10 protein-coding genes and 1 pseudogene are annotated in these 9433 nt (G+C 55.6%); 10 read left to right on the forward strand and 1 reads right to left on the reverse strand.

The window, feature by feature from the left end:
- Positions 1-50: 50 nt before the first annotated feature.
- Positions 51-557, reverse strand: a complete 507-nt coding sequence (locus tag IQ273_RS09470; RefSeq protein WP_228052653.1) for a DUF4383 domain-containing protein — start codon at positions 555-557, stop codon at positions 51-53.
- A gap of 393 nt (positions 558-950) precedes the next feature.
- Here IQ273_RS09470 and IQ273_RS09475 point away from each other — a divergent pair, with 393 nt between their 5' ends.
- The 10 genes and pseudogenes from IQ273_RS09475 to glsA all read left to right on the forward strand — a co-directional run bounded on the left by IQ273_RS09475 (position 951) and on the right by glsA (position 9414).
- The gene (locus IQ273_RS09475) at positions 951-1100 is read left to right on the forward strand and encodes a hypothetical protein (RefSeq protein WP_194022925.1); all 150 of its coding nucleotides are present in this window, start codon (positions 951-953) and stop codon (positions 1098-1100) included.
- Positions 1101-1854: 754 nt separating this feature from the next.
- The gene (locus IQ273_RS34350; RefSeq protein WP_255534440.1) at positions 1855-1989 is read left to right on the forward strand and encodes a hypothetical protein; all 135 of its coding nucleotides are present in this window, start codon (positions 1855-1857) and stop codon (positions 1987-1989) included.
- A 235-nt stretch (positions 1990-2224) separates the two neighbouring features.
- Positions 2225-2719 carry a DUF1269 domain-containing protein gene (locus tag IQ273_RS09480; protein WP_194022926.1) on the forward strand — a complete coding sequence of 165 codons (495 nt, stop codon included), beginning with the start codon at positions 2225-2227 and terminating at the stop codon, positions 2717-2719.
- 130 nt (positions 2720-2849) lie between these two features.
- Complete coding sequence (locus IQ273_RS09485; RefSeq protein ID WP_228052654.1) at positions 2850-3314, forward strand: hypothetical protein; 465 nt, start codon at positions 2850-2852, stop codon at positions 3312-3314.
- Positions 3315-3589: 275 nt separating this feature from the next.
- Positions 3590-4952, forward strand: a pseudogene (locus IQ273_RS09490) (basic amino acid/polyamine antiporter).
- 110 nt (positions 4953-5062) lie between these two features.
- The gene (gene arcA, locus IQ273_RS09495; RefSeq protein ID WP_194022927.1) at positions 5063-6316 is read left to right on the forward strand and encodes an arginine deiminase; all 1254 of its coding nucleotides are present in this window, start codon (positions 5063-5065) and stop codon (positions 6314-6316) included.
- 163 nt (positions 6317-6479) lie between these two features.
- A complete protein-coding gene (locus IQ273_RS09500; protein WP_194022928.1) occupies positions 6480-7556 on the forward strand; it encodes a hypothetical protein in 1077 nt (358 codons plus the stop codon).
- A 9-nt stretch (positions 7557-7565) separates the two neighbouring features.
- On the forward strand, positions 7566-7991 hold the full coding sequence (locus tag IQ273_RS09505; protein ID WP_194022929.1) for a DUF6325 family protein: 426 nt from the start codon (positions 7566-7568) through the stop codon (positions 7989-7991).
- Positions 7992-8051: 60 nt separating this feature from the next.
- Complete coding sequence (locus tag IQ273_RS09510; protein ID WP_194022930.1) at positions 8052-8381, forward strand: SHOCT domain-containing protein; 330 nt, start codon at positions 8052-8054, stop codon at positions 8379-8381.
- Positions 8368-9414 carry a glutaminase A gene (glsA, locus tag IQ273_RS09515; RefSeq protein ID WP_228052657.1) on the forward strand — a complete coding sequence of 349 codons (1047 nt, stop codon included), beginning with the start codon at positions 8368-8370 and terminating at the stop codon, positions 9412-9414. Before IQ273_RS09510 ends, glsA begins: the two co-directional genes overlap by 14 nt.
- The last annotated feature ends 19 nt before the right edge of the window (positions 9415-9433 follow it).

The raw sequence follows: 9433 nt of genomic DNA on the forward strand, positions 1-9433 counted from the left end.
GCTGATAAAGTCAATTTGTGGCGTCAGCTAATGGCAGAGCGATTAGACGACTACTGGGTAGAAGGAGCCGTTGATTCGGGATGGTTAGGATGCCAGACGAAGGCGAAATAAGCTGCGATCGCCCCGGTTACAGCATTGAACCAAACGTTGTTGCCAAAGATAGGCATGATGCCAAAGAGGGTATTCGAGAGCGGTATCAACCCCATAATGGCCAGCAGCAAATAGCTAATGGCAAAGAATCGATTGTATCTAAATGCCCCTTCTTTACCCGTAGCCGAAAACAGACCAAAGCCACCAATGGCTAAGTGAACCATGTTGTGAAGTAGGTTAGTCGGAAAAAGCCCAAACAAATAGCCAAAACCTCTTAGGTAAGCCGTTATGTAAGTAGGCCCACCGCTAACTGGAATTGAACTTGTGTCTAGCGGTACGCTAGCTCCCATACCTTCGGTAGGTAGGTTGATAAGAGCGGGAATGAAACCAGCAATTCCTAAAAAGGTAAAGATGATTCCTAGTGCTAATGCACATTTTTGTTCACCATTCATTCCAAAGTCGTTCATTTCGAGATCCTCCTTGCGACAAAGCTTTCCGTAAGAACAGTGCTTTCTGTTCCTGTTAAATAAAAGCGTTAGCTATATTCCTAGACGATGACTGCTTTAACTATCCATCCTTTGAAACTCTATTTGATGCTGCTTGTTACTGCTTGTAGTAGCTAGCTTCCCTGTCTTTTTTTGCTTTATGCTTAGAGAGGTTTTATAACCTCATCTAGTAGCGTTGCCTTCTTGTAAAAAACTGCGGCAACACTAAATGCATCTTAGAAACTACGCCATGTCCTTTCCTCTCACTGAAGAACTAAGTTAGTTGATACTTTGCCTGTCTGTAGGAGTATTTAAGGCCAAAGAATAGATCTAGTCGCTCTGACCCGCAGCGCCATCATCGGCCACCTTTGGCCCATGGATGAAACCTCGGTAGATGTCTCGATCACCAACCTGATGGAGGATCCGCGCCAGTGTCTCAAAGCGGCAGGGCTGACCAACAGCCTAGTTGAGAAGGGCTATGGTCTGGGCTATTCGGCTCAAATTGGCTCCGATGAAAAGGGTTGAGATAGAGGTAAACTCCGGTAAGCCTGAGGTCAGTACCGCAGAGTTGGTCTCTGCTACCCTTCGGCTGGATTTGGTCATGCACCAGGTCACCCAACGTTCTCGGGCTTCCCTAGACCCACGTTTTACTAAAGGGGGCGGTTCAAGCCGCAGAAGCGGGTACCTTTAGCCCCAGCAACAGCAGGTAGCCAGTACCAAGGCCCACAAATTGGCAGGGGGCGGGCGCTTTTTGGCTACACCCAGTCCTTTGAGGTGATGGAGTCGATCGAGCAGTTACTGCAATTGAGCCACCCAACCCCCTACTGGCCCAGTAACTCAAGGAGTTGAATCGATCGGTCAAGATGCGGCCGAGGTTTAGGCTACCCACCCCGGTTGGCGAAACAAGGAGCGATCGACCTAGGGCTGGACGGCTGAAATATGCCCACCATTCCGAATTGCTTGGCTCCCTAGCCCCCCTGCTCCCTAGCTCCCAGAGAATAATCTAAACTTGCGCCGCAGAGTACTAGGGCCAGACGGTATCAATCTCCTATCGTCGCCCGAGTGTTTGGCCTGCTCATCAAAAATGTTCTGATTTTCCTATGACTTTCCTATATAGTTCATCTACTTTTAGTTCAAGTCATCTCGCTTTACCTAAGCTTGAACTGTTAGTTCGTGCTGAGCATGGGTCGTTCCTTTTTGGTAACTAAAAAGGGCGCAACAATGATCAACAAGTCAATTCCCTTGATTGAGCATGAAGATGGTCTTCGGGATGCTTTGGGTGACTGTCTCAGATGTTGAAAGTGATGTGCTAATTCTCGTTGGGCAGTTAAAAAGATATTCGGTGAGTCAATCGGTACCCATTGTGGTGACTGGCGATCGGGATAACTTGTTTACGCTAGATGAGTTTAGCTAAATGGACTTTTCTTGAACCATCAGTAGACCTTTTAACCCATGTATTCTGTCGTCTTTGATGTCTTGACTGATGCGTCTAAATAAATCTGCTGACTGAATGTTGAGCTTATCGTTTTGTAGTGTCAGGTCTGCCCTCAGCCTGATAGATACTCTACGGTGTCTTGGCCCGAACTGGCTGATGTACCACTTCTAGAGTTTCATTTTGAATTGAAGAAAGATATTGATAGGAGAGCATTATGTCTACATTAACGGTTTGGAAATTTAACACTCCCGAAGGGGCCGAAAAGGCTCTGGCGAAACTGGGAGATTTGCAAAAGCAGGAGATTGTCAAGGTGCTGGATGCGGCGATCGTCACCTGGCCCGTGGGGCGCAAAAAGCCCAAGACTAACCAGGCTGTCAGCACCGTGGGTGTGGGTGCCCTGGGCGGAGCCTTTTGGGGCATGCTGTTTGGCCTGATTTTCTTGGTGCCGCTGTTCGGCATGATTATCGGCGCTACCGCCGGAGCACTGTCGGGCAAGTTCACCGACTACGGCATCAACGACGACTTCATCAAGAGCCTGCGCGACAAGGTCACCGAGGGCACCTCGGCGCTGTTTTTGCTCACCGGGCAGGTGACGGTGGACAAGGTCAGCGAAGCCTTTGCCCCGGAAGAGGTGGGTGAACTGATTCAGTCAAACCTGTCGGCGGAGCAAGAAGCGAAGCTGCGCGAAGACTTCGGCGCGGAGCTGTAGGTCAAGGCTTTTTTAGGGGCAAACAGTGGTTTGCCCCAACCCATTTCGAGATAGCCAACGTTTCAGTCAGCTATTCAACTTATTCAGCCAAGGCTAGATGTCTGAGAAAACTCATTTACCCCTAAAACTGATGGGGATTGTTGCCGCTCTGGGGGTTGCCCTCATAGCTCCGGTAGTGACCCAAGCTCAAATTCCCAATCGTCCAGCCCCAAGCAATCTAGCCCAGGGGCGAGGGGTGGCGCAAGGAGCCGCGTTTAACCGAGGTCGCAATGCCAATGTCACCCTCACCCTCGATGGCGAAAACTTTGGCCTGGAACTGACGGAAATTGTGCCGTCGAATGTGCGCGGGCAGACCCCAGGGCGAGTGCAGTATCGCGGCGCGATTACCCGGCGAACGGATGATCCGACCAGCCCCAACAGCTTTAGCCTATTTACGCGGGTGCGCAGCTTTGATTCTTCCGCCAACCTGCGAATTATCACCAACACCACCGGCACCTGCCGCATTGAGGTGTTTAACTCGCGGGTGCTGGCTAGCAATTGCAGTACCGTCGCCGATGACAGCTCGACAGAATTTCTGGGCCTAGAGCAGTTTTAATCAGTTTCGAGTTTTGAATATTGAGTTTTGAATTAACCCCAGAAATCAGCATTCAAACCAGATCTAATTCCAACTGTAGGGTGGGCATTGCCCACCATTCCTTTAGCACTTTTAAGCACCCACCTGAACGCTAGCAGCACTCAATCCAGCAATCAGAGGAAACGAGTATGGCTACAGAACAAAACTATGGAAGCGCTATAGACCCAGTCTACGGCACTGAAACGGGAAAACAAACGTTGTCAGTTTGGGCGTTAACGGCCCTGGTAGTTGGCTCAATGGTGGGGGCCGGAATCTTCACCCTGCCCTCCGCCTTTGGCCGAGCTACTGGAGTAGTGGGTGGACTGATTGCCTGGGCGATCGCAGGCGTCGGCATGCTGATGCTGGCCTTTGTGTTTCAAAACCTGGCCCAGCGCAAGCCTGAGCTAGATTCGGGGGTGTTTATTTACGCCAAGGCAGGCTTTGGCAACTATCTCGGCTTTTTGGCGGCGCTGGCCTTTTGGTCGGGCACTTGCGTGGGCAATGTGTCTTACTTCGTCTTAATTTCGTCCACCCTGGGAGCATTTTTCCCGATCTTTGGCGACGGCAATACCGTGCAGGCGATCATCGTTTCCTCGGTGATTATCTGGCTGTTTCACACCATGATCATGCGCGGTGTGCAGACGGCGGCGGGGCTGAATACCATCGTCACCATTGCCAAAATTGTGCCGATTTTAGTGTTCATTTTTGTGCTGCTGTTTGCCTTTAATCCTGACGTATTTATGGCCAACCTGTTGGGTGGCCAGGGCTATGAGGAGTCGATCTGGAGTCAGGTGCGCAGCACCATGCTGGTGACGGTGTTTGTGTTCATTGGCATTGAGGGGGCCAGCATCTACTCTCGCTATGCCGAGAAACGGTCAGACGTCGGCTTGGCCACGGTGCTGGGATTTGTGGGCGTGCTGTGCCTGCTGGTTTTGGTCACCATGCTGCCGTTCGGTCTCATGCCCCGAGCCGAACTGGCCGAGCTGCGCAACCCGTCGATGGCCGGGGCGCTCGAAGCTGTGGTGGGCCGCTGGGGCAGTATTTTTGTCAGCGTTGGCCTGCTGATTTCGGTGCTGGGGGCATTTTTAGCCTGGACGCTGTTTGCGGCGGAGGTGCCCTTTATGGCTGCCAAAAGCAACCTGATGCCCAGCTTTCTCAACCATGAAAACGCCCAAAAAGTGCCGTCCAGGTCGCTCTGGATGACCAACATTGTGGTGCAGGGCTTTTTGATCATCACCCTGTTTGCCCAAAACGCCTTCGACTTAGCCCTAGAGCTGACCAGCGCCATGTCGCTGATTCCCTACCTGCTGGTGGCGGCCTTTGCGCTCAAGCTGACCATCACCCGAGAGACCTACGAAACTGATGCCCGCAGCCGCACCTCCGAGATGATTGTCAGTCTGGTTGCGACCGCCTACGCCATTCATGCTGGTGGCGGGCGGCCTCGACAAGCTGCTGCTGGCAGCACTGATTTTGGCTCCCGGCACAATTCTCTTTTTCCTGGCTCGGCGAGAGCAGGGGCTGAGAATATTTGGCTTTTGGGAACTGGTGGTGTTTACGGTGACGGTGATTGCGGCGCTGACGGCGCTGTATGGCCTCATGACCGGATTGATTGCAATTTGAGGCGATCAATTTTACTCCATCTTTTTGGGTTTGCAGGTTTGCAGGTTAGCAAGTTTTCACGTTCTCACGCTCTTCCCTGACTCACTCAGTACTTCTCCACGGAATCTCCTATGACTACTGAAACCCCGACCTACGGCGTCCACTCTGAAGTGGGCAAGCTGCGCAAAGTGCTAGTGTGCTCGCCCGGTTTGGCCCACTCGCGCCTGACCCCCAGCAACAACGACGACCTGCTGTTTGACGATGTGCTGTGGGTGGAGATGGCCAAGCGCGACCACGCCGATTTTGTGCTGAAGATGCGCGATCGCGGCATTGACGTAATCGAAAAGCACGAGATGCTGGCCGAAACCGTCGCCATTCCCGAAGCGAAAAAGTGGATTCTCGACCAGCAGATTGTGCCCAACGAGGTGGGTTTGGGCCTGGTGGAGGACGTGCGCGCCTTTCTCGACGAGCTGCCCCCCGCCAAGCTGGCCGAATACCTGATCGGCGGTCTGGCCGTCTACAACATGCCCACCGACTTTGGCAGCGAACTGCTGAAGCTGGCCCAGGACAACGACGGCTACGCAGGCTACCTGCTGCCGCCTCTGCCCAACACCCTCTACACCCGCGACACCACCTGCTGGATCTACGGCGGCGTCACCCTCAACCCGCTCTACTGGCCCGCCCGCCACGAAGAAACGGTGCTGACCACCTCGATCTACAAGTTTCACCCCAGCTTTGCCGAGGCCAATTTTCCGATCTGGTGGGGCGACCCGACCGAGCACCACGGCACCGCCACCTTCGAGGGCGGCGACGTGATGCCCATTGGCAAGGGCATGGTGCTGGTGGGCATGAGCGAGCGTACCTCCTACCAGGCGATTACCCAGGTGGCGGCCAACCTGTTTGCCAAAGGTGGGGCCGAGCGGGTGATTGTGGCGGGCATGCCCAAGCTGCGATCGGCCATGCATTTGGATACGGTGTTTACGTTCTGCGATCGCGACCTGGTCACCCTGTTCCCGCCGATCATGGACCAGGTAGTGCCCTTCTCCATCTACCCCAGCGACAAAGCGCCGGGCTACGAGATCGTCAAAGAAGAGAAATCCTTCGTGGAAGTGGTCGCCGACGCCCTGGGCCTGAAGAAAATCCGGGTGGTGGAGACCGGCGGCAACGCCTACCAGGAGCAGCGCCAGCAGTGGGACAGCGGCAACAACGCCGTGTGTTTGGAGCCGGGGGTAGTGATGATGTATGACCGCAACACCGTCACCAACACCGCCCTGCGCAAAGAAGGGGTCGAAGTGGTCACCATCGTCGGCGCAGAACTGGGGCGCGGGCGCGGCGGCGGTCACTGCATGACCTGCCCGATCATCCGCGACGCCGTGGATTTTTAGCTGTACATCCGCTTCTGGGTGAGAAGCGGGGAAAACGACCTTTCCCTGACCTTTCTCACCCAGTTTCTCTTTCCGTGACATTGCTCACCGAAGGAACGGCTACTCCGCAAAGTTAAAGGTGGGCAATGCCCACCCTACCGATCACCGCTATAGGATTTGCCCAATGATTACTCGCCACGACCTGAAGGAACTGCAAGCCCTCACCAAGGTTCCTGCCCTGTCGATTTTGCTGCCCACCCACCGCACCTCTCCCGACAACAAGCAAGACCCGATTTTGGTGAAAAACCTGGTGGCCGACGCCAAAGATCGCCTCTCGAAAGAATTCTCAGCCCGCGATCTAGAGCCGCTGCTAAAAAAACTGGACGAATTGGTGGCAGATATCGACTACACCTACGCCCTTGACGGCCTGGCGCTGTTTGTCGCCCACGACTTTGCCAAAAAATTCTACTTGCCCTTCACCGTGCCCCAGCGGGTGATCATTGGCCAGAGCTTTGCCACCCGCGACCTGGTCTACGGGCTGCACCGCGCCCAGCGCTACTGGGTGTTTTTGCTCAGCCAAAATGCCAGCCGCCTGCTGGCCGGTACCGGCGACACCCTCGAAGAAGTTTACAACAAAGACTTTCCGTTGCAAATGGAAGGCCCTGGGGCCACCACCGCTCTACCCGACAGCGCCGACTCTGCGTACATGGACGATCGCCACCGCCGTTTCTTTCAGTCGGTCGATCGCGCCTTTACCGACTATGCCGAAGACGACACCCTGCCGATCGTTGTCGGCGGCGTGGTTCGCCAGATCTCGTTTTTTCAGGAGGTGTCGCAGTACAAATCGCAGATTGTCGGCACCCTCTCCAGCAACTTTGACAAAGCCACGGTGTCAGAACTGGTGCCCGAGGTGTGGCCCTTTATTCAGGCGGTGCGATCGCAGCAGCGGGCCGACGCCCTGGCCGCCCTCGACACCGCCATAGGCGAGAAAAAAGTCTCCACCGCCCTGCAAGAAATCTGGCAGTTGGCCAACGAAGGACGCGGCAAACTGCTGCTGGTGGAAAGCGGCTACCACGTGCCAGGGGTAGTCGATGACAAAGGCGGCCTCCAGATTGTCGAAGCCAAAGGCGGCACCGAGGTGATGGACGACGCCATTGACGAAATCATCGAAGCCGTCCTGGCCAAGGGCGGCGAAGTGATGCTGATGGAAGACGGCTCCCTGGCCGACCACCACGGCATCGTTCTCACCCTGCGCTACTAGGAGTTCCCCATGCCCTTCGGCCCAATCGAAATTCTCTGCATTAAATTCCCGACGGCAGCGATTTCTGAGGATATTGCCACCGCCCTCAAAGCGCTGATCGACAGCCAAATGATTCGCATTGTCGATATTGTGTTTGTTCAAAAACACGGTAGCGGTGACGTCACCCTGGTTGAAATCGACGAGATGGACAATATCGACCACAGCTTCTTAGACCCCCTGGTGGCTGACATCTCAGGGCTGATTTCCGAGCAAGATATGACCGACATCGCTGAAGGCCTAGACAACGACTCCTTCGCGGCCATCCTGCTGTTTGAAAACACCTGGGCCACCGCCTTTAGTCATGCGGTCGTCAAAGCCGGGGGACAGCTAGTGCTGAGCGATCGCATCCCCAGCCGCATCGTTGATGAAGCCCTCGCCGCCCAGGCCGGGGCTTGAATTTTGCCTTTTGAATTTTGAATTCACCCTTTTCAACTCACCCCTCCAACCCTAAAACCCATGCTTAGAAACCGCCGTAACCAACCCAGCCTGCTCCGCACCGCCGCCCGAGCTTCGGTCGTCAGCAGCGCCATGACCGCCTCCAGCCAGGCCACCAGCAACGCTATGCACAGCAAGGCGGCGCGCCGATCGGCAACCGATCCGCAGCCGCAGCAGATCGAGATGGTGGCTCCCCCCGCTGCTGTAGAGCCACCGCCCGCTGCGCCTCCCACCAATTTGGTCGCTCAACTGGCCCAGCTAGCCCAGCTCAAGGAGGCCGGTGCCCTGACCGATGACGAGTTTCAGATTGCTAAAGCCAAGCTACTGGGTACGGGCGATGCTGCTGAATAGATGGCGGTTATCTAAACGCGATCAGGGGGCTGCCGCGAGTGCAGAAGCACTCGCCAATGGCGCAACCCCGCCCATCTCCACCGGCCATTTACCCGATCCCGATCGCATCAAGGCTCTAGTCCATGACGCCTACGATCGCTTCAAAACCATCGATGACGGCGCTGTAGCCGACTACATTCCCGCCCTGGCGGCGGTACCTCGGGATCTGTTTGGCCTCTGTGTAGTGGGCGTTAACGGCGAAATCCACGGCATGGGCGACATCGACTACGAATTCTCGATTCAGAGCGTGTCGAAGCCCTTTGTGTTTGCCCTGATCTGCCAGGCGATCGGCGAAGATGTCGCCCAGGAAAAACTGGGGGTGAATAGCACCGGCCTGCCCTTTAACTCGGTGATCGCCCTAGAGCGCATCGATGAAGGCACCAATAACCCCATGGTGAATGCGGGGGCGATCGCCACCACCAGCCTGGCCCCCGGCGACACCGCCGAGGCCAAGTGGCAGTTTATTCAAGAGCAGCTATCGCGGTTTGCGGGGCGATCGCTCAGCCTCAACCAGACCGTCTACGAGTCGGAGGCCGCCACTAACCAGCGCAACACCGGCATTGCCAAGCTGCTGCAAGCCTACGATCGCATCTTTTTTGACCCGGTCGAGGCCACCGATGTCTACACCAAGCAGTGCTCCCTCAACGTCACCGCGCGAGATCTGGCGGTGATGGCCGCGACGTTAGCTAACGGCGGCGTGAATCCGGTTACTCAGGACGCCATCATCGACCCGATCCACTGTCAGCACGTGCTGGCGGTGATGGTCACCGCCGGACTGTACGAAAACTCCGGCGACTGGCTCTATGAGACCGGGCTACCCGGCAAAAGCGGCGTCAGCGGCGGCCTGGTCACTGTTTCCCCCGGCAAGGGCGGCCTCGCCACCTTCGCCCCGCCCCTCGATGAAGCGGGCAACAGCGTCAAGGGGCAGTTGGTAACGCAGTTTTTGTCGGAACAGCTGGGCCTGAATTTATTTGCCTCTTGCCCGAGCACGTAACTCCTCCCCTCCTGGGAGG

This window comes from Nodosilinea sp. LEGE 07298 (assembly GCF_015207265.1).
Taxonomy (GTDB): Bacteria; Cyanobacteriota; Cyanobacteriia; order Phormidesmidales; family Phormidesmidaceae; genus Nodosilinea.